Origin of the sequence: Acinetobacter sp. YH12135 (assembly GCF_013418565.1) — a bacterium.
Taxonomy (GTDB): Bacteria; Pseudomonadota; Gammaproteobacteria; order Pseudomonadales; family Moraxellaceae; genus Acinetobacter; species Acinetobacter towneri.
Map to the genome: position 1 here is coordinate 13,209 of NZ_VPBU01000024.1, position 22,732 is coordinate 35,940.

At 43.0% G+C, this 22,732-nt stretch carries 20 protein-coding genes; 16 read left to right on the plus strand and 4 right to left on the minus strand.

The features are described 5' to 3' along the window. Positions 1–504 precede the first annotated feature (504 nt). The 7 genes from FTU70_RS12160 to FTU70_RS12190 all read left to right on the plus strand — a co-directional run bounded on the left by FTU70_RS12160 (position 505) and on the right by FTU70_RS12190 (position 8,507). Entirely contained in the window at positions 505–1,467 is a 963-nt protein-coding gene (locus FTU70_RS12160; RefSeq protein ID WP_168417529.1) for an RluA family pseudouridine synthase, read from the plus strand. A gap of 353 nt (positions 1,468–1,820) precedes the next feature. Beyond that, on the plus strand, positions 1,821–2,489 hold the full coding sequence (locus tag FTU70_RS12165) for an HAD-IA family hydrolase (RefSeq protein ID WP_154321084.1): 669 nt from the start codon (positions 1,821–1,823) through the stop codon (positions 2,487–2,489). A 429-nt stretch (positions 2,490–2,918) separates the two neighbouring features. Further along, positions 2,919–3,716 (plus strand): 2-keto-4-pentenoate hydratase, encoded by a 798-nt coding sequence (locus FTU70_RS12170; protein WP_168417527.1) that lies wholly within the window; start codon positions 2,919–2,921, stop codon positions 3,714–3,716. A 25-nt stretch (positions 3,717–3,741) separates the two neighbouring features. Continuing rightward, positions 3,742–4,638, plus strand: a complete 897-nt coding sequence (locus FTU70_RS12175; RefSeq protein ID WP_180060660.1) for an acetaldehyde dehydrogenase (acetylating) — start codon at positions 3,742–3,744, stop codon at positions 4,636–4,638. An 11-nt stretch (positions 4,639–4,649) separates the two neighbouring features. After that, positions 4,650–5,669: a 4-hydroxy-2-oxovalerate aldolase gene (dmpG, locus tag FTU70_RS12180; RefSeq protein ID WP_096901305.1), complete on the plus strand. Its 1,020-nt coding sequence runs from the start codon at positions 4,650–4,652 to the stop codon at positions 5,667–5,669. Between the two features lie 426 nt (positions 5,670–6,095). After that, positions 6,096–7,367, plus strand: a complete 1,272-nt coding sequence (locus tag FTU70_RS12185; RefSeq protein WP_180060661.1) for an OprD family outer membrane porin — start codon at positions 6,096–6,098, stop codon at positions 7,365–7,367. Positions 7,368–7,646: 279 nt separating this feature from the next. After that, on the plus strand, positions 7,647–8,507 hold the full coding sequence (locus FTU70_RS12190) for an alpha/beta fold hydrolase (RefSeq protein ID WP_179989463.1): 861 nt from the start codon (positions 7,647–7,649) through the stop codon (positions 8,505–8,507). Between the two features lie 65 nt (positions 8,508–8,572). Here the strand turns inward: FTU70_RS12190 and FTU70_RS12195 are convergent, their stop codons facing one another. Both FTU70_RS12195 and hcaR read right to left on the minus strand, forming a co-directional pair. Next, on the minus strand, positions 8,573–9,250 hold the full coding sequence (locus tag FTU70_RS12195; RefSeq protein WP_096901303.1) for a DUF1345 domain-containing protein: 678 nt from the start codon (positions 9,248–9,250) through the stop codon (positions 8,573–8,575). 331 nt (positions 9,251–9,581) lie between these two features. Continuing rightward, entirely contained in the window at positions 9,582–10,484 is a 903-nt protein-coding gene (hcaR, locus tag FTU70_RS12200) for a DNA-binding transcriptional regulator HcaR (protein ID WP_180060662.1), read from the minus strand. A 280-nt stretch (positions 10,485–10,764) separates the two neighbouring features. On the opposite strand from hcaR, the gene hcaE reads away from it, so the two are divergent. The 8 genes from hcaE to FTU70_RS12240 all read left to right on the plus strand — a co-directional run bounded on the left by hcaE (position 10,765) and on the right by FTU70_RS12240 (position 18,356). Further along, the gene (hcaE, locus tag FTU70_RS12205; RefSeq protein WP_154321080.1) at positions 10,765–12,132 is read left to right on the plus strand and encodes a 3-phenylpropionate/cinnamic acid dioxygenase subunit alpha; all 1,368 of its coding nucleotides are present in this window, start codon (positions 10,765–10,767) and stop codon (positions 12,130–12,132) included. Then, positions 12,129–12,647 carry a 3-phenylpropionate/cinnamic acid dioxygenase subunit beta gene (gene hcaF / locus FTU70_RS12210; protein WP_180060663.1) on the plus strand — a complete coding sequence of 173 codons (519 nt, stop codon included), beginning with the start codon at positions 12,129–12,131 and terminating at the stop codon, positions 12,645–12,647. The genes hcaE and hcaF overlap by 4 nt, the downstream gene beginning before the upstream one ends. Next, complete coding sequence (gene hcaC, locus FTU70_RS12215; protein WP_004976057.1) at positions 12,647–12,973, plus strand: 3-phenylpropionate/cinnamic acid dioxygenase ferredoxin subunit; 327 nt, start codon at positions 12,647–12,649, stop codon at positions 12,971–12,973. Before hcaF ends, hcaC begins: the two co-directional genes overlap by 1 nt. Positions 12,974–12,975: 2 nt before the next feature. Next, positions 12,976–13,791, plus strand: coding sequence for a 3-phenylpropionate-dihydrodiol/cinnamic acid-dihydrodiol dehydrogenase (gene hcaB / locus FTU70_RS12220; RefSeq protein ID WP_168460356.1), 816 nt, complete (start codon positions 12,976–12,978; stop codon positions 13,789–13,791). A gap of 71 nt (positions 13,792–13,862) precedes the next feature. After that, positions 13,863–14,828 (plus strand): 3-carboxyethylcatechol 2,3-dioxygenase, encoded by a 966-nt coding sequence (locus tag FTU70_RS12225; protein WP_180060664.1) that lies wholly within the window; start codon positions 13,863–13,865, stop codon positions 14,826–14,828. 4 nt (positions 14,829–14,832) lie between these two features. Next, a complete protein-coding gene (gene hcaD, locus FTU70_RS12230) occupies positions 14,833–16,059 on the plus strand; it encodes a 3-phenylpropionate/cinnamic acid dioxygenase ferredoxin--NAD(+) reductase subunit (RefSeq protein WP_180060665.1) in 1,227 nt (408 codons plus the stop codon). A gap of 88 nt (positions 16,060–16,147) precedes the next feature. Further along, on the plus strand, positions 16,148–17,056 hold the full coding sequence (locus FTU70_RS12235) for a DMT family transporter (RefSeq protein WP_179991223.1): 909 nt from the start codon (positions 16,148–16,150) through the stop codon (positions 17,054–17,056). A 247-nt stretch (positions 17,057–17,303) separates the two neighbouring features. Then, positions 17,304–18,356 (plus strand): MBL fold metallo-hydrolase, encoded by a 1,053-nt coding sequence (locus FTU70_RS12240; RefSeq protein WP_180060666.1) that lies wholly within the window; start codon positions 17,304–17,306, stop codon positions 18,354–18,356. 163 nt (positions 18,357–18,519) lie between these two features. On the opposite strand, the gene FTU70_RS12245 is transcribed toward FTU70_RS12240, so the two are convergent. Together FTU70_RS12245 and FTU70_RS12250 are read right to left on the minus strand one after the other, a co-directional pair. After that, positions 18,520–20,040 (minus strand): catalase, encoded by a 1,521-nt coding sequence (locus FTU70_RS12245; RefSeq protein WP_026437976.1) that lies wholly within the window; start codon positions 20,038–20,040, stop codon positions 18,520–18,522. A 268-nt stretch (positions 20,041–20,308) separates the two neighbouring features. Beyond that, positions 20,309–20,941 (minus strand): TetR/AcrR family transcriptional regulator, encoded by a 633-nt coding sequence (locus FTU70_RS12250; protein ID WP_131261060.1) that lies wholly within the window; start codon positions 20,939–20,941, stop codon positions 20,309–20,311. 81 nt (positions 20,942–21,022) lie between these two features. On the opposite strand from FTU70_RS12250, the gene FTU70_RS12255 reads away from it, so the two are divergent. Then, positions 21,023–22,675 (plus strand): acyl-CoA dehydrogenase family protein, encoded by a 1,653-nt coding sequence (locus FTU70_RS12255; RefSeq protein WP_180060667.1) that lies wholly within the window; start codon positions 21,023–21,025, stop codon positions 22,673–22,675. Positions 22,676–22,732: the final 57 nt, after the last annotated feature.

A 22,732-nucleotide genomic window follows, 5' to 3' on the forward strand; every position in this document is an offset into this window, starting at 1 on the left:
TCACATTGCTCGAAGATCAGCTCTTCTTTACATAGATAGAGTGTCTTGATACGGAATTATCGTCGTATCTTTACAAATTGTGCAGATCCAATACATCAAACGCTTTAGCCTGAATGCGACTTCAGGGTGCGACTAATCTGATGTGTATCAGTTTACGTTTAAAAACCAACAAAGTTGGCGACATATTTTTTCAGACAAACTGATTTATGTACCTGAGGTACAATTAAACGCAACAGTTTGCTTTTTTGCCGATATAATAAGCCTTCGGCGTCGGCATAATTCTTTTGGGACCTGCTCGTATGTAGTGGGATGTTGGTTGATTGCTCTATTTCAGAAAAACCTGAAAAGATTCAACGTGAACCCACTAACGATGGTTTCCGTGCGCTGACTATATCAAACCTTGCATCATCTGCCTATGGGCTAAGCTTATGTTTCTTGTGTAAAGCATAGCCTAAATGATCAGTTTTTAATCAATTTTAGTATTTTATTAGGTCACTTAACTGTATGAATTCTACCCAACAATGGCAAAGTGTCACTTGGTTTGAAGTGGATGAGCATCAAGCGGGTCAACGCATCGATAATTTTTTGTTTAGTCGTTTAAAAGGGGTGCCTAAAAGTCGCATCTATCGTTTGATTCGCGAAGGGCAGGTACGGGTCAATAAAAAGCGTATTAAAGCAGAAACCAAACTCAATATTGGCGATCAAATTCGTGTAGCGCCTATTCGCTATGAACAAAAAGACGACAGTGCTGCACCTATTTCAGATAAGGTCGCACAAAGCTTATTAAGCCGTGTGATTTATGAAGATGAAGGCTTGATGGTGGTGAATAAGCCTTCGGGCATTGCAGTGCATGGTGGTAGTGGTGTCGCTTATGGTTTGATTGAGGGTTTACGTGCTGCCACAGGTAAAAAATATTTGGAGCTGATTCACCGTATTGACCGTGATACTTCAGGTTTGGTGATGGTATCTAAAAAGCGTAGCACCTTAAAAACGCTGCAGGACTTATTGCGCGAACATAAAATTCAAAAAACTTATGCGGCCATTGTCAAAGGGCAGGTGAGTTTAGATCAGCAATTGATTGATGCACCATTGCATCGTTATGAATTGGCCAATGGTGAACGTCGAGTACGTGTATCTAAAGAGGGTAAAGAATCCAAAACCCTGTGGAAGGTCGCAGAGCGTTTTATGCATGCCAGTTTGGTGTATGCATCGCCACTGTCTGGGCGTACCCATCAAATTCGTGTGCATGGTTTAAGCATTGGGCATCCGTTGGTGGGTGATGATAAATATGGTCATCAAACTGAATATCGGGGTCCTGCGCCACGTCGTTTGTGCTTACATGCCATGCGTTTGGAAATTCCAGGCTATCCTGTGATTGAAGCGCCTTTACCTGAAGATATGCAGAGTTTGGTGGCGCAGTTGAGAGCGCAAAAGGCGGATAAGCCGACGGCGCCACCTGAGTTTTAATTTTTGTAACTCTCTGTTGTGCGATAGCAGCTTGCTTCTTTTTAAAGATGAGGAACATTGTTTCGCAAAAAGGAGATGAGGTTTTCAGGGGTAATTCACTGCCACATTTTAAAGTTTTTAATTTAAATTTTTGGTGTATAGGCTATGCCTTACTTTTCAAAGATGAAAAGTAACAAAAAACTTTTGTTTCGCTGATGGAACATCTCTGTGCCACAGCGAAACGGCGACATCCATGTCGCCCTTCGCGTATCGAATATTTGTTGTGATATATGTGCTGATTCTTGGTCGTTTATCCTTTTGAGTTAAGGTAAAGCGAGGGAATTTAAAAGCCGAATCAAATCTAGGAATCTAATATGAACAAACCTGTAGAACTCATCATTTTTGATTGGGATGGCACCTTATTTAATTCCGTCGGTCAAATTGTGGCGAGTTTGCAGTTCGCAGCACAACAATTTCAGCAACCCCTGACCGATGCTGCGGCTAAAAGTATTATTGGTTTGGGTTTGCCTGAAGTGGCACAGCGTTTATTTCCTGAAGTGCCAGAGCTGCATCAAGCGATTTTGCAGTGCTATTCAGAACACTATGTCGAACACTCAAAAACCGATGCTTGGTTTGAGGGTGTGGCAGATATGCTCGATGAGTTGTCAGGTTTGGGACTGAAATTGGCAGTGGCAACAGGCAAAAGCCGTAAAGGTTTAGACCGAGTGTTGGCGCAAACCCAAAGTCAGGATTTGTTTGTGGCGACACGTGCTGCAAGTGAAACCAAATCTAAACCTGATCCTTTAATGCTGCAGGAAATTTTGAGCAGTACCGATGTGCAGGTCGGGCAAGCGATTATGGTGGGTGACACTTCTTACGATTTAGAAATGGCACAAAATATTGCTATGCCGCGTGTAGGCGTGAGTTATGGCGTGCATAGTGTAGAGGTGTTGCAGCGTTATCAGCCTTTAACCATTGCAGATGATGTGCCGAGTTTGCATGATTTTTTAGTGCAGCAATATCGTTTACGTCAGGCGAGTTAAACCCAGTAAAACAATTTAGATGAATTTGAAATTAGAGTAACTTGAAAAATTTCAGGTTGCTCTTTTTTTATGTACTTTTGGGAGCGTCATAAAAAGGCTTAGCTTTTAGTCTAAAGTTAGGATTAAGACATTTTAAGATTGCTGCGAATTGCCGAGTCAATGACTCGGAAAATAATGTCATAGCCTACAGACAACTGTTTTGCTTGCTTTTTATAAAAATAGATTAATAGCTAATAGCTATTGAAAAAAAGAAAATAAGTATTGGCATAAACCCGCCATTTTTCCGATTCTTAATCAGTTTACATACCTCTGAGCTGGATAGCTTGTCCTGAGAATGGACAAGATCGGGGTCATCATCCCTATTTTCTATTATTACCTTTCCAACATCTCGGGGTATATGCCCAATTTTTGCAGTTTAAGGAAACATTGATGTCGAATTCTGCTGTTGTTGAATCAGTTGCGCAAGCATTACGTACTGCCGAACTCTCTCAAACTGCGATTGCGCCAATCCGCCCAGAACTTGGTGGTGAAAGTGCTGACGTAGATATTGCCTATGCCGTTCAAGAAGTGAATACCGAACGTGCCTTAAAAGAAGGTCGTCGTTTGGTGGGGCGTAAAATTGGTTTGACCTCTAAAGTGGTTCAAGCACAACTGGGTGTAGATCAGCCTGACTTTGGCATGTTGTTTGCCGATATGGCTTATGGCGATGGTGAAGCAATTCCTGCAGGTTTGCTGATTCAGCCAAAAGTAGAAGCAGAAATTGCATTGGTGATTAACCAAGATCTAACCAAAGAAAAACACACGTATGCGGATATTATCAGCGCGACTGAATATGCCTTGCCTGCCATTGAAGTGGTCGATAGCCGTATTGAAAACTGGAAAATTAGTTTGATTGATACCGTGGCCGATAACGCATCTTCTGCTGCATTTGTTTTAGGTTCACAACCCGTCAAGCTAGAAAATCTAGACTTAGTGAACTGCAAAATGGTTATGACACGTGGTGAAGAAGTTGTTTCTCAAGGCGTGGGTAAAGCATGTTTGGCAAACCCGCTCAATGCTGCAGTGTGGTTGGCCGATGAAATGGTACGCCGTGGTCGTCCATTGTTAAAAGGCGACATCATCTTAACCGGTGCTTTAGGCCCTATGGTTGTTGCTCATCCGGGTGAAGAATTCAAAGTTGAAATTGAAGGCTTTGGTTCAGTAACAGCTGCGTTTGCTGCGGAATAAATCGAGATTCTAAGAGAGTACATGCATGAAAAAGATTAAATGTGCAATGATCGGTCCGGGTAATATTGGTACGGATTTGCTTTATAAATTGCAACGCAGTGAATGGTTAGAGCCTGTGTGGATGGTGGGGATTGACCCAACTTCTGAAGGTTTGGCACGTGCTGCAAAAATGGGTTTAAAAACCACAGCAGAAGGTGTGGATGGTTTATTGCCACATATTCTTGAAGATGACATTAAAATTGCTTTTGATGCAACGTCTGCATACGTTCACGCTGAAAACAGCCGCAAGTTAAATGAACTTGGTGTGCTGATGATTGACTTAACCCCTGCGGCAATTGGCCCATTCTGCGTACCGCCAGTGAACCTTGAAGCATTGCTTGAAGCGGGCGAAGTGCCAAACGTCAACATGGTGACTTGTGGTGGTCAGGCAACAATTCCTATGGTGGCTGCAGTTTCTCGCGTTCAACCTGTGGAATACGGTGAAATTATTGCAACGGTATCAACTAAATCTGTGGGGCCGGGTACACGTAAAAACATTGATGAATTTACCCGTACAACTGCAGGCGCGATTGAAGAAGTTGGCGGTGCAAAACAAGGTAAAGCCATCATCATCATTAACCCAGCTGAGCCACCATTAATGATGCGTGATACCGTTCACTGCTTGGTGGAAGGTGAGCCAGATCAGGCAGCGATTACAGCATCTGTGCATGCCATGATCAAAGAAGTGCAAAAATATGTACCGGGTTACAAACTTGTAAACGGCCCTGTTTTTGATGGCAACCGTGTTTCAATTTTCTTGGAAGTTGAAGGTTTGGGTGATTACTTGCCTAAATATGCAGGTAACCTAGACATTATGACTGCAGCGGCTGCACGTACTGCAGAAATGTTTGCAGAACACGTTTTCAAAACTGCTGAAGCTTAAGGAATACCAAAATGTCTAAGATTATTATTAATGATATGACTTTACGTGATGGTATGCACCCAATGCGCCATCAAACCACGCCAGAGCAAATGGTTGCGATTGCCACTGCTTTGGATGATGCAGGTGTGCCTTTAATTGAAGTCACACACGGTGATGGCTTAGGTGGTAACTCTGTGAACTATGGTTTTGCAGCCGCTACTGATGAAGAATATCTGAAAGCAGTGATTCCAAACCTGAAACAGGCAAAAGTTTCTGCACTATTACTGCCAGGTATTGGAACAGTTGATCATCTGAAAATGGCGCATGATGTAGGCGTGGCAACCATTCGTGTGGCGACACATTCGACTGAAGCAGACGTTTCTGAACAGCACATTACTGCAGCACGTAAACTGGGTATGGACACTGTGGGCTTCTTGATGATGGCGCACATGGCTTCTCCTGAAAAATTGCTCGAAGAAGCACAAAAAATGGTGTCTTACGGTGCAAACTGTATCTATGTAACAGATTCTGCAGGCTATATGTTGCCTCAAGATGTGACTGATCGCGTAGGTATTTTACGTGCCAACCTCGCCTCAGACATCGAAATTGGTTTCCATGGTCACCATAACTTGGGCATGGGCGTTGCGAACTCTGTATCGGCTGTGACCGCAGGTGCAACCCGTGTTGACTTGGCTTCGGCTGGTTTAGGTGCAGGCGCAGGTAATACACCACTTGAATTGTTTGTAGCGGTCGCAAACCGTATGCAAATGGAAACAGGTGTGGACTTGTTTAAAGTGCAGGATATTGCTGAAGACTTGATCATTCCAATGATGACGCATCAAATTCGTGCAGACCGTGATGCAGCAACTTTAGGTTATGCAGGTGTTTACTCATCGTTCCTATTGTTCGCAAAACGTGCCGAAGCAAAATATGGAGTATCTGCGCGTGAAATTCTACTTGAGCTTGGTCGTCGCGGTACGGTGGGCGGTCAGGAAGATATGATTGAAGACTTGGCATTGACTATGTCTAAAGCACGTGAAATGCAAGCCTAAGTTTTTAATATAAAGCAGACTTGAATTAAGCACTCCAAATGCGTTTGGGGTGCTTTTTTATGCTGTGAAAGATGTAAAATGTGCTGAATTTTGTGCTGATTAAAATGTTTTTCTTATAAGTTGGGTTTATAGAAAATAACGCTAACACATGGGGTTAAAGTTAAAAAAGATTAATCCTTCACATGATGCAAAAAATAACAGCGTTTTTCACCTAAATTAAGCAGTGAATTCAAATAAAAATTCATTTAGTGAGGATTTTGAGCTTAATTTTTTATCGTTAAAAAGAATTAAAAAACTTGGAAAAAAGCTGCTCGATACAGAAAGTGCTGAATTTGTAGAAAAGCTTAATACTGTGGTCGGATTTTTTTCATGACAAGAGTTTTGCATGATGCCCAGATTCGCTTATTGGATGAATAGGAAAAACGCATGCATCGTCACAATTTATGGATAGCACTTTTTGCTGCGACAGCAACTTTAGGGACAACTGCAACTCAGGCAGATTTTATTGACGACAGCAATGTTCAACTTAAATTTAAGAATTTTTATTTAGATCGTCAAATTAAAGACAACCCTGCGGGGAACTTTGGTTCATGGTCACAAGCAGTCACCTTGGATGCTAAATCGGGTTATCACGATTTAGGCGTAATTCAGGTGGGTGCTGATCTTCTGGTTCAACACGCAGTAAAACTCAATGGTCGTGATAAAAATGCAGACTGGGTTTTGCCGCATGATGGTAAAGAGTCAAAAGATCATTTTGGTAAGGTCGGTGCAACTCTAAAAGTTAAATTTTCTGAAACTGAATTAAAAGTAGGTGACTTATTACCAATGTCACCTGTGGTGTTTTTTGACCCATCGCGTCAATTGTTAACGACTTATAGCGGTGCATGGTTAGAATCAAAGGATTTAAAAGATACTAAATTAACTTTGGCTTATTTAGACGGTATTAATGCACGTTATGATAACCAATACCAAGATTTTACGTTGTTCCCTCAAAATAATTTTTCTGCTGCTGAAGCGAATAAATTAAGCACAGACGATGGCATGTATCTTGTGGGAGTAGATCATCAATTTACCCCTAAAGTAGGTGGAAGTTATTGGTATGCGGATGTAACCAACATCTATCAACAACATTATGTCGCTGCAAACTATAAAACGACTTTGGCTGAAAAAACTAAGCTGGATACCCATGTACGCTATTTTGACAACAGCGAATCGGGTGACAAGCTGTATGGCAATATTGACAGCCAGGCCGTGTCTGCGGGTGCAAAAATCAACAATGGGATGCACACTGTACAGTTAGGTTATCAACAAATGTTTGGTGAGCACGGTACAAAAGCCCCAATGTTCCCGACCTTGGGCGGGTGGGTGCCGCAGCCTTACTTAGACAACTGGTCTGTGGCGAGCTTCATTCGTAAAGATGAGCGTTCTTGGAGTTTGGGTTATACCTATAATTTTGCTGATGTGGGTGTTCCTGGTTTAACAGCGACAGTACGTCATTTCCGCGGTGACAATATCGATCTGGGCGCAGGCAAGCCAGAAGGTAAAGAAAACGAAAATAACGTCATTATGAACTATGTTGTGCCAGAAGGTAAGCTTAAAGGTTTAGGCTTTAATTATATGTTCATCGATACCAATTTTAACTTTGCGAATGACTTAGAAGAACACCGTATCGCCACGACTTACACTTATAAATTCTAAAGCTAGATAAAAATCAGAGCGGCTTTTTATAGTCGCTCTTTTTTTAATATTTACTGAATAAATACCTTATATAAATTAAGACTTTTATTTTATTAAAGTTATAAAATTCAAAGAGTTGTTTAATCGTTTTTTTATGGGTTGTGATCGTAAATTTGTATCAGTTGATGCTGTGTGAACAGGTAATATAAGCCTGTAAAAAGTAATGTTGAATGAGTCCACTTGACGTCAAATTCTATACCTAGAGCCAAACGCAAGCTAAAGACTGTACGAGGAGTATATATGAGCACTGTTCAAATCCCTGACTATACAACAGATCCATTCTTTGGCTTAGAAGATAAATGGATTGAAACTGCCGAAGGCGAATTAACGCACTATCACGAAGTGGGTGAAGGTACACCTATTCTATTTTTACACGGTTCAGGCACAGGTGTATCTGCTGCGGCAAACTGGTGGTTAAACTTGCCACAAATTGGTGAGCAAGCACGTTGTATCGCAATTGATACCATTGGTTATGGTCAGACTGTGGTTGCTCCAAACACTGCTTATGGTATTCGTGCTTGGGTAGATCATGCAGTGCGTACATTAGATGCATTGGGCATTGAAAAAACATGGTTAGTGGGTAACTCGCTCGGTGGTTGGTTGGCATTCCAATTGGCATTGGACTACCCAGAGCGTGTACTTGGTATTGTGTCTATGGGTACAGGTGGTGCAAAACAGACTGCAGCGCTTAAAGCACATGCGAATCCTGTCTTGACCGAAGAAGGCATCAAAAAAACATTGTCGATGTTTGTAGTGAACAAAGACCTGATTACAGATGAGTTGGTTAAGGTTCGTTTTGCTTCTGCAAAAAATGACTATGCGTCAGACCGTTTAATGGATGTGGTTGGCGCACGTGACCGTGACCGTTTTGAGTTCCCACTCGATTTTGACAAAATGAAAGACATCACAGTACCTGTTTTACTGATTCACGGTACGCAGGATGTAGTGATTCCAGTATCGCGTACATGGGACATTTTAAATGTTGTGCCACATGCCGATGCACACATTTTCAGCCAATGTGGTCACTGGTCACAGGTTGAAAAAGCGGAAGAATTTAACACTGTGATTAAAAACTACTTAACTGCACGTGGCGTAAATTAAGCGCAGTGAGGTAAAAAAGGATGGCAATTTGCCATCCTTTTTTATGGATGTTTTATGTACCCAATTTAGTGCTGAATAAAGCTCGCGACCAAGTTAATGCAAATTGCCAAAATAGTGGTATTAAAGCTATAAGCCAAAATAATATGTAGCGTGTTCAGTACCCGCATGGGTTGTGAGCTAATCGAGACATCGGCGGTTTGTGCAGATGTACCAATCACATAGCTGAAATATAAAAAGTCAGGATAGGTTGGATGCGACGTCTTGGGAAAATCCAAACCACCTTCTTGCTGCTGTTGCAGTGCCAAATAATAGTCATGCGCATAGTGAATCGCAAAAATGGTGTGCATAAAAAACCAAGCACATAAAATAGTGGTAATGGATAAAATAAAATGTCCCATGCGCACAAACTCACTTTGTGCAAATAAATTCACCTCGACAATGATCGCAATAAAGCACATCACTAAGGTTAGAAATACCAAGAATAAAATCAGCCATTTGCTGGCATCTTGTTGTTGGGCACGTTGTAAAATATGTGCATGATCGCTGTGCCACAAACTGCGCATGGTTAAAACCAAATAGCAGGAAATCGCGATATTCCAGCTAATCAATAAACAGCTTGACCATGACCATGCAGTGAGGGTCTGAAAAATAGCATACAGCACAATGGTAATCACAAAACTGATAAAAAAATAAGGACGATATTGAATCCCTGTTTTCATTCTGCTGAAGGGTGTTTTTATCATTCTTGATCCTTTCTGGATGTGCAATCTAAAGGTGTTACTGCCTGTTATCATCGGCTTAATTTTAGAAAATAGCGATGGGGTGCCTATTTTAACTTATTAGACTTAAGTTGTAATTTGCAGGTAATGTGGTAGCGAAGCGAGGAAAAAGCAGACTGCAAAAATGCGAATGTTTGAGTGTAAGAATGAGCAGTAGTTCAGAAAAAGATTAAAAAAATAAGTTTAGACTTAAGTCTAAAGCTTTGTTTTAGCATTTAGGATGCACAAAAAAAGTGCTTACTACATCAAGCAGCAAGCACTTTTGAAAGGTTGAAAAACGCGAGTGGTTTTAGAATTATTGTTCGCGGTTGATGTCCAAATAGAACACACGTGTGAGCAGTTCCATAAATTTCTGTACCGCAGCGGAATGGCTGTTTTTGCCGTAGCTGACGTATAAATCTAAATGTGGAAGTTCTACATCAAGTGGACGGATGACGGTATTTTCCATGGTTAGCGGAGCAACATAGCCCGGTAAAATGGTGCAACCCAAGCCCATACCAATCGAGTTGATATTAAATAAAATGTTGTCAGCTTTTTGCACAATATTCAGTTCAATATTATGTTGTTTAGAAAAATCGACAATCAAATGGTGCAAGGTATAAGATGCTTCTGCCGCAGGAATAATAAAATCTACGCCATTTAAAGCTTTAACAGGAATACGCTCATATTTTGCTAATGGATGATCTTTAGGCAAAATAAAAATCAGCGGCTCACGTAGCACAAACTGACTTTCAATTTCATCACTATTGATATTGTGTCGGGTAAAGGTGATGTCGAGTTCACCTTTTTTGATCATCTTCATTTGTTCGGTATTGTTCAAACTGAGCAATTCAATTTTTAAATCTGGGTTTTGTACCCGTAAGTTTGGCAAAACAAAGGGGAAAATTTTCATTTCCGCCACCGGTACAAAGCCAATACGCAGCATTTGCTGTTTGGCTTGTGAAACCTGACGTGCCATGGCAACGGCTTTGTCGGCTTGGGCAAGGGTCAGGCGAGCCTGTTCCAAAAATACAGCGCCTTCTTCGGTCAGTTCAACCTTGCGTTTGGTACGGTTTAACAGTTTAACGCCAACATCTTCTTCTAAGTCTTTAATTTGCTGACTCAGCGAAGGTTGAGCCGTATAAAGCTTAAGTGCCGCTTTACTGAAGTTGAGTTCTTCAGCCACGGTAATGAAGTAGCGAAGGTGACGTAATTCCATACAGCCATTCCAAAGATTAATTCAAAATATGTCTTACTATAGATTAATAAAAGTATAATCTATAAACAACCATCAGATGAAAATTATTGTGTCATTTGGAAATAAATAGGGTTTTATCATTGTGTAATGTTTTAATCGCATAATATAAAGTTTTATTAATCTATAAAATCTATTAATTGAAACAAAAAAAATATTTCACTAAACGTCCCTAAAAAATCATTATCCATCCAAAGTTGAGTCTATTTACTTTGTGCCGTTGTTGGTCACAGGAGAGCTTTTCATGAGTGGAAAAATTGATGTGCGCGAAATCGACGCTTTGGTCGATGCACAAAATGGACGTATCACTCCATCTATTTATACAGATCCAGATATCTACGAATTAGAACTTGAACGCGTGTTCGGCCGTACGTGGTTGTTCCTGTGTCATGAAAGCCAAATTCCTAAAGCTGGCGACTTTTTCAACACCTACATGGGTGAAGATCCAATTATTGTGGCACGTCAAAAAGACGGTTCAATCAAAGCATTTTTAAACCAGTGCCGTCACCGCTCAATGCGTGTGAGCTTCGCAGACTGTGGTAATACGCGTGCATTTACTTGCCCATACCACGGCTGGTCTTACGGTATTGATGGTTCACTCAAAGATATTCCATTAGAAGAACGTGCTTATCCTCAAGGTGCTTGTAAAGAGCAATGGGGCTTGGTGGAAGTGAACCGTGTGAAGTCTTACAAAGGCTTGGTATTCGGTTGCTGGGATGAAACGACTCCTGACCTAGAAGAATACATGGGTGATATCGCTTGGTACTTAGATGGCGTAGTGGATCGTCGTCCGGGTGGTACAGAAATTATTGGTGGTGTACACAAGTGGGAAATTGACTGTAACTGGAAATTTGCTGCAGAACAGTTTGCCTCTGACCAATACCACGCATTGTTCTCTCACGCATCTGCCATTCAGGTTTTGGGTGCAAAACCAGATGATGACAGCAGTAAACAATTGGGTGCTGCACAAACCGCTCGTCCTGTTTGGGAAACTGCGAAAGACGCACTTCAATACGGTTCACGTGGTCATGGTTCAGGTTTCTTCTTTACAGAAAAACCAGATGCAAACGTATGGGTAGATGGTGAAGTTGCTAACTATTTCCGTGAAACGTATGACGAAGTTAAAGAGCGTTTAGGTGAAGTTCGTGCCCTACGTTTGGCTGGTCACAACACGATGTTCCCAACCTTGTCTTGGTTGAACGGTACAGCAACACTTCGCGTATGGCACCCACGTGGTCCGAACAAAACTGAAGTATGGGCATTCTGTATTGCCGATGCTGAAGCCTCTCAAGAAGTGAAAGACGCTTTTGAGCGTTCTGCAACACGTGCATTCGGTCCTGCAGGTTTCTTAGAGCAAGACGACTCTGAAAACTGGATTGAAATTCAAAAAGTATTACGTGGTTACAAAGCGCGTCAAAACAAACTGATTGTTGAGATGGGTAAAGGTAACGAAAAAATCCGTGAAGATGGTATTCCGGGTATTACCAACTACATTTTCTCTGAAACTGCAGCACGTGGTATGTACCGCCGTTGGGCAGATTTGCTGATCCATGAAAAATGGGAAGATGTTGAAAAAGCAGCTGACGAATACGAGAAGGAGCTAGTGAAATGAGTCAAATCAGTTTAGAACTTCAACACGAAGTTAGCCAATTCTTGTATCGCGAAGCAAAGTTGCTGGACGACTGGAAATTCCGTGAGTGGTTAGAACTCATGGCAGAAGATATTTCTTATACCTTGCGTACTACACCAAATGCGCAAACCCGTGACCGTCGTCGTTCAGTTGAGCCACCCACCACTTGGGTGTTCAACGACAACAAACACTTGCTTGAGCGCCGTGTAGCACGTTTAGAAACGGGTATGGCGTGGGCAGAAGAGCCTCCATCACGTACAACGCACATGGTTAGCAACGTGATTGTTGAAGCAACAGATGTTGAAGGTGAATACGATGTACACGTAACTTACTTACTGTACCGTACTCAAAAAGAGAAAGACGTGACGATTTACTGTGGTAAGCGTAATGACAAAATCCGTCGTGTTGACGGTGGCTTAGGCTTCCAAATTTTCAACCGTAAGATTGTGCTTGACCAAGTAACGTATAACTCACACAACCTGAGTGTATTCTTCTAATGAATAAGATTTTTGTTTGCCAAGTTGACGAATTAGACGAAGGCGAAGCGTTAAAAGTGGACTGCGGTGTAAACGGTATCGAAGCACTGGCAGTATTCAATAACGGTGGTGAGTTCTTTGCCATGAATGACCGTTGTTCACACGGTAATGCGTCTATGTCTGAAGGTTATCTTGAAGATGATGGCACGGTTGAATGTCCACTACATTCTGCACGTTTCTGTTTAAAAACTGGTCAAGCTTTATGCTTGCCAGCAACTGACCCAATTCAAACCTTCCCTGTGGTGGTTGAAGATGGCGCGTTATACGTAGAAATGGCAGGAGAGTAAGCATGGGTTGGCTAAAAGGCGAAGTGGCACTGATTACAGGTGGCGGTTCTGGTTTGGGTTGGGCTTTGGTAGAACGCTTCCTTGATGAAGGTGCGCATGTGGGCGTATTACAGCGCTCACAATCTAAAGTAGATGCCTTAAAAGAACGTTTTGGTGATCAAATTGTGGCTGTCGCTGGTGATGTTGCCAACTATGCAGACAATGTCCGTGCTGTACAGGCCACTGTGGAGCGTTTTGGAAAACTGGATTGCTTTATTGGCAATGCAGGGATCTGGGACCATTATGCAGATATCGTCAATACGTCTGGTGAACAGCTTGAAAAAGCCTTTGATGAAATCATGGGCATTAACACCAAGGCATTGATCTTGGGTGCAAAAGCGGCACTAGATGAATTGGTGAAATCTGAAGGTTCCATCATCTTAACCTTATCCAATTCTGCGCTGTATTCTTCAGGCGGTGGCCCTGTTTACACTGCATCTAAACATGCAGGTGTTGGCATCATGAAAGAGTTGGCTTATGAGTTGGCACCCAAAGTACGTGTCAATGCCGTTGCGCCATCAGCAATGAATGTCAATATTAAGGGAGCAGCCTCTTTGGGGCAGGAAAACCTTGGCTTACTTGATGCGCGTGACCCTGAAAAAATTGCACGCGGTATGCCGCTTAACTTCTTGCCTGAGCCAGAAGATATGACAGGTTCTTATGTGCTCTTAGCATCTCGTCAAAATAACCGTCCACTGACTGGCGTTCTGATCAATGCAGAATGTGGTCTGGGTATTCGTGGTTTACGTCAACCACGCGCAGGTTTCTTTGACGAATAAAATTGAGTCTAAATTCAATAGACGAATCGGCAGCCTTTCTCTGGGCTGCCTTCCTTATTTAGGAGTCTCTCATGGCCGTTAAACTCATTTGTGCATCGCACAGTCCTTTAATGGAATTTGCAACACCGCAAGATCAATCCAAAGAACAAAAAGTTCGTGCTGCCTTTGAGCAACTTGCTGCAGAAGTCAAAGCTTACGATCCAACCTTAATTATCACGTTTGGTCCAGACCATTTTAATGGTTTCTTTTACGATTTGATGCCAAGTTTCTGTGTGGGTATTCGCGCAACGGCTGCGGGTGACTGGGACTACGGCAAAGACAATGACCGTATTGATGTACCTGAAGACAAAGCGTTGGCTATGGTGCGTCGTGTATTGGATGAAGGCGTAGATGTGGCGTACTCTTATCGTATGCAGGCCGATCATGGGGTGACTCAGCCTTTACACTTCTTGTGCGATGGTCAGTTAGACCGTTACCCAACTATTCCTGTATTTATTAACGGTGCTGCTGCACCAATGCCAACCACTAAACGTACCATTGCTTTGGGTCGTGCAGTGGGGCAGTTTATTAAGTCTTTAAATCTTGAAAACGAACGTGTTCTTGTTTTAGGTACAGGTGGTCTGTCGCACGATCCACCAACACCACAAATGGGTTCAGTGCCACCTGAAGTTGAAGAGTTTTTAATAGCAGGGCGTAACCCAAGTGCTGAAGCACGTCATGCACGCCAAGCCAAAATTATCGCTGTTGGGCAAAAACTTGCAGCGGGTGATACATCGGTCGCAGTGCCACTTAGCCCAGAGTGGGATAAAGCCTTACTTGAGAAATTCAAGCATGCAGATTTTGCGGCAATGGAAGCCATGACTGAAGCTGAAATTCGTCGAGATGGTGGTCGTGGTGGTCAGGAAGTCCGTTCGTGGATGGCTGCTTTTGCTGCGTTAGATGAACTGGGTGCGTATGAAATGACCACGCATTGCTATAAAGATATTAGTGAGTGGATTGCGGGCTTTGGCATCGTATCTGCCGAGTTAAAAGGTTAAGCCCATGAGTGTAGAAACAATTGTGATTGTGGGGGCAGGTCAGGCAGGGGCGAGTGCCATTCTTGAGCTGCGCGGCAATCAATATGCAGGCAACATCATCTTAATTGGAGATGAAACACATTTGCCTTATGAGCGTCCACCGCTGTCTAAAGATGTGATTTTGCGTCCTGAAGAAACCAAAATCGAGATTCTGTCGGAAGAAAAATTGGCAGAACTAGGTGTGACCACTATTCGTGGCAATGGCGTGAGCAAAATCAATGCCGAAGCACATACGGTTGAATTGCAAAATGGTGAGGTTATTGCCTACGACAAGTTGTTACTTGCCACAGGCGGTGCTGCACGTCGCTTGCCAAATTTTGATGCCTTAGGTAAACACGTTTACACGTTGCGTAATCTTGAAGACTCGCAAGCCTTAGTCCCTGTATTACAAGCGGGTCGTCGCATCATCTTAATTGGTGGTGGTGTGATTGGTTTAGAGTTGGCATCTTCAGCACGCTTTAAAGACTGTCAGGTAACCGTCATTGAAATGGGACCAATGGTGATGGGACGTTCATCACCACTCATCTTGAGTGAGTTTTTACTGCAACAGCAGTTATTGGCAGGAGTTGATGTACGTCTGTCTACGCAAATTGCAGACTGCAAGCTAGATGGTGAAGAAATTGTCGTGACCCTAGAAGGTAGCGAAGAACTACGTGCCGATGCGGTGATTTACGGTATTGGCATTATTCCAAACGCACAATTGGCAGTTGAAGCAGGTTTAGATGCAGACTTTGCCGTGCATGTGAATGAAAACTGTCAAACTTCAAACCCAGACATTTATGCCGCGGGTGATGTCGCGTCACAACTGCGTGAATGTGGCAATCATCGCCGTGTAGAAACTTGGGAAAATGCTAACCTGCAAGCAGGTATCTTCGCGCGTCATGTGATGGGCGTTGAACATCCTGTAGCCAATCCCGCTTGGTTCTGGACTGATCAACTCGACATTAACTACCAATTTGTAGGAGATATGTCAGCAGCAGAATGGCATGTGCGTGGTGAGATGGATGCTTCCAAACGCAGTGAGTCTTCATTCGTATTGTTTGGTGTGACCGATGGCGTGATTGTCGGCGGAATTACCGTCAACTCAGCCAAAGATATGCGTCACTTGAAAAAGCTGATTGCTAAACAAGCTGCTTTTGAAGCAGACAAATATTTAGATGTGAGCCAAGACCTTCGCAAATTGGTGAAGTAAGCTTGAACTGATGAAAAACAGACCTGAGGCAACTTGGGTCTGTTTTTTATCTGCCGAAGAAAAGTGTCCATTTTATGTTGAGCAAGCGATGAATACGAATACATCTCCTGTTGTGGTAACCGCCAGTATTTATGCCTTATTGGTATTAATCTGGGCGACCACGCCATTGGCGATTGTCTGGAGTGTGCAGGAAATTCATCCAATGTGGGTTTTGATTATCCGCTACTTTGGGGCTTCCGTGATTGCGCTATGCTTGCTCAAACTCATGCGCGATCCACTGCCTTTTGATCACACCTCAATGAAAAGCTATTTGGCGGGTAGTCTGAATTTAATTGGTGCACAGCTATTTATTTACTTGGCTGCCAATTATTTAACTTCAGGCTTAATGGCGCTGATTTTTGGCTTTTCTCCTTTAATCGCAGGCTTGATTGGTCATGTGATTTTACGCACACAAAAATTGATTGCCTTACAGTGGACAGGTATGGCAATTGCGATTGCAGGACTCAGCTTTGTCTTTGCAGACTCTGCCGACAGCAAAGTGAATCCATGGGGCGTGGTGTTGATGTTTATCAGTATGCTGTCCTATATCAGCTCAATTTTTTGGGTCAAACAAATCAATGCTCCTTTAAAGCCGATGTCACAAGCCACAGGTTCTTTATTGGTATCATCGGCAGGGTCATTGTTATTAATTCCCTTTATTTGGTCGCATTTCCCGACTCAAATGCCAAGCAGCCAAGCCATGATTGGTTTTGTATTTACCATGATCATGTCGTCTATTGTCGCCATGCTGTGTTATTTCTGGCTGATTCGTCGTTTAAATGCCTCAACCGTATCTTTAAGTAATGTGATGACTCCCATCATCGCGTTAATTTTAGGTGCGACCTTAAATAATGAACACATCAGCATGAATGCGTTTATTGGCATTGCCGTGGTGATGTTCGGGATTGTGATGTATTTCTGGAAAGAATGGCGCGAACAATATTTTGCTAAACGCTAAGCCCGCATTGCTATACCCGTGTTTAGGTTTTTCTAAAGCCTCGTTTATCTGAGGTGTAAATTTCCGATCATTAACCCGCTGTCGATACGACTTTTTTCTCAAAACAACAAAAACATAAAGGAAATTGCCTGCTTGATTTCGCTACTATGCGTGATAGAGTCAACACATGAACCAAAGCTGTGTTTTTTTCTGAACAGATCAGGATAAAAAGCATCATGGTAGATGCGCTATATATTATTGGGCTTACATGAACAACGTGGAACAAAAGCATTTTCAACTGCCAACGGAAGCCTGTTGGTCGCATACTTGGCGTAAACCCAAGCTACAGTTTTTGCCTTCAAATCATTATGATGGAGCGCAGTTTTTTAATCCGATTGCGTGTCCTGAGGGGCGCAACCAAACTGATTTATTGAAATGGTTGCTAAAACGCAAATCGAACAGTTGGAATGTCAATCCGCAACAAGAAGCACAGCAATTTTTTACAGCGCCAAGTGCTTTGCCACAATTACGTCCACACGCCAGTTTGGATGATTGGCAAGTTTGGTTTGTGGGGCATGCAACGGTGCTGATTCAAATTGGACCGTATAACTTTTTAACCGATCCAGTCTGGGCAGAGCATGCCAGTCCGAAACAGGGGCGAGGGCCTAAACGTGCCTGTCCTGCAGGGATTGCACTGGAAGATTTACCGACCATTCATGCCGTCTTCTTGAGCCATAACCATTATGACCACATGGATTTAGCCACCTTAAAATGGCTGAATCATCAATTTGCCATGCCTATTTATACAGGTTTGGGCAATGCTTGGTATTTACCACCAGACTTGCATGTGATTGAAATGGATTGGTGGCAGTCGGCTTTGTTTAAAGAGTTGAAAATTGTGTACACTCCTGCACAACATGGTTCTGGACGTGGCGCACGCGATCAGAACATGGCGTTATGGGGTGGTTTTTCTATTTTACATGGGCAAGATCATTGCTTCTTTGCGGGTGATACGGGTTATTCGCCACACTTTAAAGAAATTCAAACCCGTATGGGCGCACCACGTGTGGCACTTTTACCTATAGGTTCTTACGAGCCACGGAATCTGATGCGTTATATGCATATGAACCCTGAAGATGCCTTTCAGGCCCATAAAGATTTACATTCCAAATGTTCTTTGGCCATTCATTACCGCACTTTTGAGCTGACCAATGAAGGGCGTGAGCAACCAGAGGCAGACTTGCATCATGCCATGAAGCGTTCATCTAAATTAATGAATCCGTTTTATTGTATTCGTGAAGGTAAGAAGTTGATTGTTTAATCTTTTAAAAACTTGACCTTAAATAAAAGTGATGCGCTACTTTTCACGCTACTGAAAAGTGGCAATGATAGATATAGAACACAAAGCCCCTATCGAAATAGGGGCTTTGTTTTGGTGTTTAAAGTCTTGCTGTTTAGACTGACTTGATCTTTAACTACAAAGATTACAGTACGCCAGGCTGACCAAGTGCAGGGTCACTGGCACGTGCTGCTTGCGCATCGGCAACGGTCATGCCTAAAGCTGCTGCAACGCCTTCGCCATAAGCAGGGTCACATGCATAACAGTTACGAATATGACGATACTTAATAAAGTCTAAAGCATCACCCATCGCACGTGCCGTGTTATCAAACAGTGCTTGTTTTTGCTCAGGGTTCATTAAATTGAACAAGGCACGCGGCTGGCTAAAATAGTTGCTATCATCTTCACGATAATCCCAGAAATCTGCATCGCCACGAATTTTTAGCGGTGGTTCGCGGTATTGTGGTTGCTCTTGCCATTGATGGAAGCTGTTTGGCTCATAGTGTGGCAAGCTGCCATAGTTGCCATCCATACGACCCTGACCATCACGACGGTTTGAGTGCACAGGGCAGCGTGCAGCATTCACTGGAATTTGTGAATGGTTCACACCAACACGGTAACGTGCAGCATCGGCATAGTTGACCAAACGCGCTTGTAACATGCGATCTGGCGAGTAGCTAATTCCTGGTACAAGGTTGCTTGGTGCAAAGGCAGCCTGTTCAACATCTTGGAAGTAGTTTTCAGGGTTACGGTTCAGTTCAAATTCACCCACTTCAATCAGTGGATAATCACCTTTCGGCCAAACTTTGGTGAGGTCAAATGGGTGATAAGGGACTTTTTCTGCATCCAGTTCAGGCATGATTTGCACGAACAGCGTCCATTTCGGGAAATCACCGCGTTCAATGGCATTGTAAAGGTCAGTCTGGCTGCTTTCACGGTCACGACCAATCAATTCTGCTGCTTCTGCATCGGTCAGGTTTTGAATGCCTTGTTGAGTGCGGAAGTGGAATTTCACCCAGAAACGCTCATTATTGGCATTAATAAAACTATAGGTGTGGCTACCAAAACCATGCATGTGACGATAACCGACAGGAATACCACGATCCGACATCACAATGGTGACTTGGTGCAGTGCTTCTGGCAGCAAAGTCCAGAAATCCCAGTTATTGGTTGCATCACGCAGGTTGGTGCGTGGGTCACGCTTTACCGCTTTATTCAGGTCTGGGAATTGACGCGGGTCACGGAAAAAGAACACTGGTGTGTTGTTGCCGACTAAATCCCAGTTGCCTTCTTCAGTATAGAATTTTAAGGCAAAACCACGAATATCACGCTCTGCATCGGCAGCGCCACGCTCACCTGCAACGGTAGAGAAACGGGCAAACATTTCAGTTTTTTTGCCAACTTCAGAGAAAATTTTGGCACGGGTATATTGGCTGATGTCGTGCGTGACAGTAAACGTACCAAACGCACCTGAACCTTTGGCATGCATACGACGCTCAGGAATTACTTCACGTACAAAGTTTGCCAACTTTTCATTGAGCCATAAATCTTGGGCAAGAAGTGGGCCACGTGCGCCCGCAGTCATACTATTTTGGTTATCTACAACAGGTGCGCCTGCATCGGTGGTTAAATGCGTTACAGGGCATTTTTTTATCTCTTGGCTCATCATTGTTCTCCATTATTGTGATCATCATGTGGTGGGCTGTATTAGAAATTTAGCTTCTAAAACAAGCGGCCATGAACCGTTTTGTTTGTTTAAAAAATCAACTACAACACCACAATACCATGCAGATCGGGCTTTGTAGATGAAAGCTTTTCAAATCTCACCATTTTAATGTAAAACGATTTTTATAATTTTACAAATAGATAAATTTATTGTTTATGATTGGTGTATTCGATAGATCTTTGTAAACTAAATAATCAGTTTTGCTGCACTAAATGTCTGAAACTGCTGCTAAAAACGGTTGAATCGCCAATGAAATATCGGTGTGCAAGGCATCCCAATCTTGATAATGTGGATTGATTAATAAACTTTGCGAAATAAAACCATAACTGATGCGATGCAGATTCAAAGCAAGGCGCAGTTGTTGTTCGGCATTGTGTATGACAGGTGCGAAAATCTGTTGCCACATCTGTAGCATCATGCTGTAACTTTTTTGGTAAGTTTCAATGTGTGATACCTGCCGTTCCAGTAAAAAAGTCTGCGCCCAAAGCCATTGTTGTGCCTGAATTTGCTGAAGCTGAAACTGAATGATGGTTGCAATATAGCGGTTTATTTCAACAACTGTGGATAACTCAAGTTGCTGTTGGGCATAACTTTTTAAGTGTTCTGCATGCTGTTTGACTTGCAGGTGAATCGTCAATGCCAGTAAATCTTCTTTCTTGGCAAAGTATTCATAAAAAGTGCCTAAACCGACACCTGCCAAATTAGTAATTTCACGAATGGTAATTTCAGCTGCCGAGCGTTCATGCAAAAGCCGAACAAAACTTTCCTGTAAAGCCTCTTGAGTCAGTTTAGCCCGCGATTGGCGCGGCTTACGGCGCACTTGAACCTCAGAATTTTTCATAAATAAAGCCGAACACCTGAGCACATATTTTTCTCTATACTAAATGCAATGATAGCATCGCGTTTGTCTAGGAGTGACACAATGCAGACATGGATGACCCATCAAATTCAAAATCAGTTTGATGAATTACAAGACTATAACTTATTTGAAACCGATACGGTTTTACAAGAAATTTTAACCCGTTATGGCAGTCAAGATCAGACTCGACTGAGCGAATTGGGACATATTGCAGCATCGGCAGAATATTATCACTATGCCGATTTAGCCAATCGGCATACGCCTATTTTACATGCCTTCGATGCACGTGGACGCCGTAAAGATGTAGTGGAGTTTCATCCCGCATGGCATCACTGGATGGCGCTGAATCGCAAGTTTGACACGCATGCACATCCATTTAAACAACCGCAATCTACGGCAAAATGGGTCGATTGGGCCAGTCGCTTTTATTTGGCGGGACAGGTTGAGTGTGGCAATTTATGTCCAAATTCCATGACTTTAGGCAGTATTCCGCTCATTCAGCGTGAACCTGAATTATGGGCAAGCATGGGCGAAAAACTGTTATCGCATGAATATGACCCGCGTGATGTGCCGATTTCACAAAAGAAATCTATTTGGTTGGGCATGGGCATGACCGAAAAGCAGGGTGGTTCAGATGTACGTACCAACCAAACGCTTGCCATTCCAGTCGCAGCAACAGGGCGTGGGCAAGCCTATTTGCTCACAGGTCATAAATGGTTTTTCTCTGCACCAATGTGTGATGCACATTTGGTGGTTGCCAATACCGAACAAGATGGTTTGGCTTGTTTCTTTGTACCGCGTTGGTTAGAAGATGGCAGAAAAAATAATATTCAGGTACAGCGTTTAAAAGACAAAGTGGGAAATCGGAGTAACTCCAGTTCTGAAGTCGAATTTCAGCAGGCGTGGGGCATCATGATTGGCGAAGCAGGGCGCGGTATTCCCACCATTATTGAAATGGCGAACTACACTCGTTTAACCTGTGCTGTGGGCAGTAGTGCCATGCTGCGTCAAGCCTTGGTGCAATGCCTTGCCTATACTCGACAACGTCAAGCATTTGGACAGACTTTGGCGAATCAGCCATTAATGCAGGCAGTCTTGGCAGATTTGGCTTTGGAAACTGAAGCTGCGGTACAGCTCAGTTTTCATTTGGCACATTGTTATGAAAGCGATGATGCTGTGTCTTTGGCATGGAAGCGTTTAATGACCCCTGCTGCAAAGTTCTGGATTTGCAAACGCGCGGTGGAACTTACAGGTGAGATGATGGAAGTTTTTGGTGGCAATGGTTATGTCGATAACAGCATCATGGCACGTATTTTCAAAGAAGCACCTGTAAATACCATTTGGGAAGGTTCAGGCAATGTCATGTGTCTGGATGTACTACGCGCTATGCAGCGAGAACCTGAGCTGATTCAGGTGTTATTGCAGGATTTTGCTCGCACCGCCGTTACTCATCCTATTTTGGGCAGTGAATTAGATGGTTTGCAGCAGTTATTGCAGACCACGAACAGCAACGATTTACAATTTATGGCACGTGTTTTGGTGAGCCGTTTGGTGATTTTGGCACAAGCGGTTTTGTTGTTGCGTTATGCGCCAAGTTTTGTGGCAGAAGGTTTTATTCAGTCGCGTTATAGTGCATTGCATGGGCAAGTGGTGGGTATGCTTAAACCTAAACAGGTCGATGTTGCATCCATCTTGCAGCGTGCATTTTCAGCATAGCATCCCTTGCTACTTGATTCTGCACAAAAAATTCACCCGCTTGGTAAAACCAAACGG

What these genes read in the sequence shown, in the direction of transcription:
- FTU70_RS12160 (WP_168417529.1), top strand. Translation starts at nt 505, where the DNA reads ATGAATTCTACCCAACAATGGCAAAGTGTCACTTGGTTTGAAGTGGAT.
- FTU70_RS12165 (WP_154321084.1), top strand. Translation starts at nt 1,821, where the DNA reads ATGAACAAACCTGTAGAACTCATCATTTTTGATTGGGATGGCACCTTA.
- FTU70_RS12170 (WP_168417527.1), top strand. Translation starts at nt 2,919, where the DNA reads ATGTCGAATTCTGCTGTTGTTGAATCAGTTGCGCAAGCATTACGTACT.
- FTU70_RS12175 (WP_180060660.1), top strand. Translation starts at nt 3,742, where the DNA reads ATGAAAAAGATTAAATGTGCAATGATCGGTCCGGGTAATATTGGTACG.
- dmpG (WP_096901305.1), top strand. Translation starts at nt 4,650, where the DNA reads ATGTCTAAGATTATTATTAATGATATGACTTTACGTGATGGTATGCAC.
- FTU70_RS12185 (WP_180060661.1), top strand. Translation starts at nt 6,096, where the DNA reads ATGCATCGTCACAATTTATGGATAGCACTTTTTGCTGCGACAGCAACT.
- FTU70_RS12190 (WP_179989463.1), top strand. Translation starts at nt 7,647, where the DNA reads ATGAGCACTGTTCAAATCCCTGACTATACAACAGATCCATTCTTTGGC.
- FTU70_RS12195 (WP_096901303.1), bottom strand. Translation starts at nt 9,250, where the DNA reads ATGATAAAAACACCCTTCAGCAGAATGAAAACAGGGATTCAATATCGT.
- hcaR (WP_180060662.1), bottom strand. Translation starts at nt 10,484, where the DNA reads ATGGAATTACGTCACCTTCGCTACTTCATTACCGTGGCTGAAGAACTC.
- hcaE (WP_154321080.1), top strand. Translation starts at nt 10,765, where the DNA reads ATGAGTGGAAAAATTGATGTGCGCGAAATCGACGCTTTGGTCGATGCA.
- hcaF (WP_180060663.1), top strand. Translation starts at nt 12,129, where the DNA reads ATGAGTCAAATCAGTTTAGAACTTCAACACGAAGTTAGCCAATTCTTG.
- hcaC (WP_004976057.1), top strand. Translation starts at nt 12,647, where the DNA reads ATGAATAAGATTTTTGTTTGCCAAGTTGACGAATTAGACGAAGGCGAA.
- hcaB (WP_168460356.1), top strand. Translation starts at nt 12,976, where the DNA reads ATGGGTTGGCTAAAAGGCGAAGTGGCACTGATTACAGGTGGCGGTTCT.
- FTU70_RS12225 (WP_180060664.1), top strand. Translation starts at nt 13,863, where the DNA reads ATGGCCGTTAAACTCATTTGTGCATCGCACAGTCCTTTAATGGAATTT.
- hcaD (WP_180060665.1), top strand. Translation starts at nt 14,833, where the DNA reads ATGAGTGTAGAAACAATTGTGATTGTGGGGGCAGGTCAGGCAGGGGCG.
- FTU70_RS12235 (WP_179991223.1), top strand. Translation starts at nt 16,148, where the DNA reads ATGAATACGAATACATCTCCTGTTGTGGTAACCGCCAGTATTTATGCC.
- FTU70_RS12240 (WP_180060666.1), top strand. Translation starts at nt 17,304, where the DNA reads ATGAACAACGTGGAACAAAAGCATTTTCAACTGCCAACGGAAGCCTGT.
- FTU70_RS12245 (WP_026437976.1), bottom strand. Translation starts at nt 20,040, where the DNA reads ATGAGCCAAGAGATAAAAAAATGCCCTGTAACGCATTTAACCACCGAT.
- FTU70_RS12250 (WP_131261060.1), bottom strand. Translation starts at nt 20,941, where the DNA reads ATGAAAAATTCTGAGGTTCAAGTGCGCCGTAAGCCGCGCCAATCGCGG.
- FTU70_RS12255 (WP_180060667.1), top strand. Translation starts at nt 21,023, where the DNA reads ATGCAGACATGGATGACCCATCAAATTCAAAATCAGTTTGATGAATTA.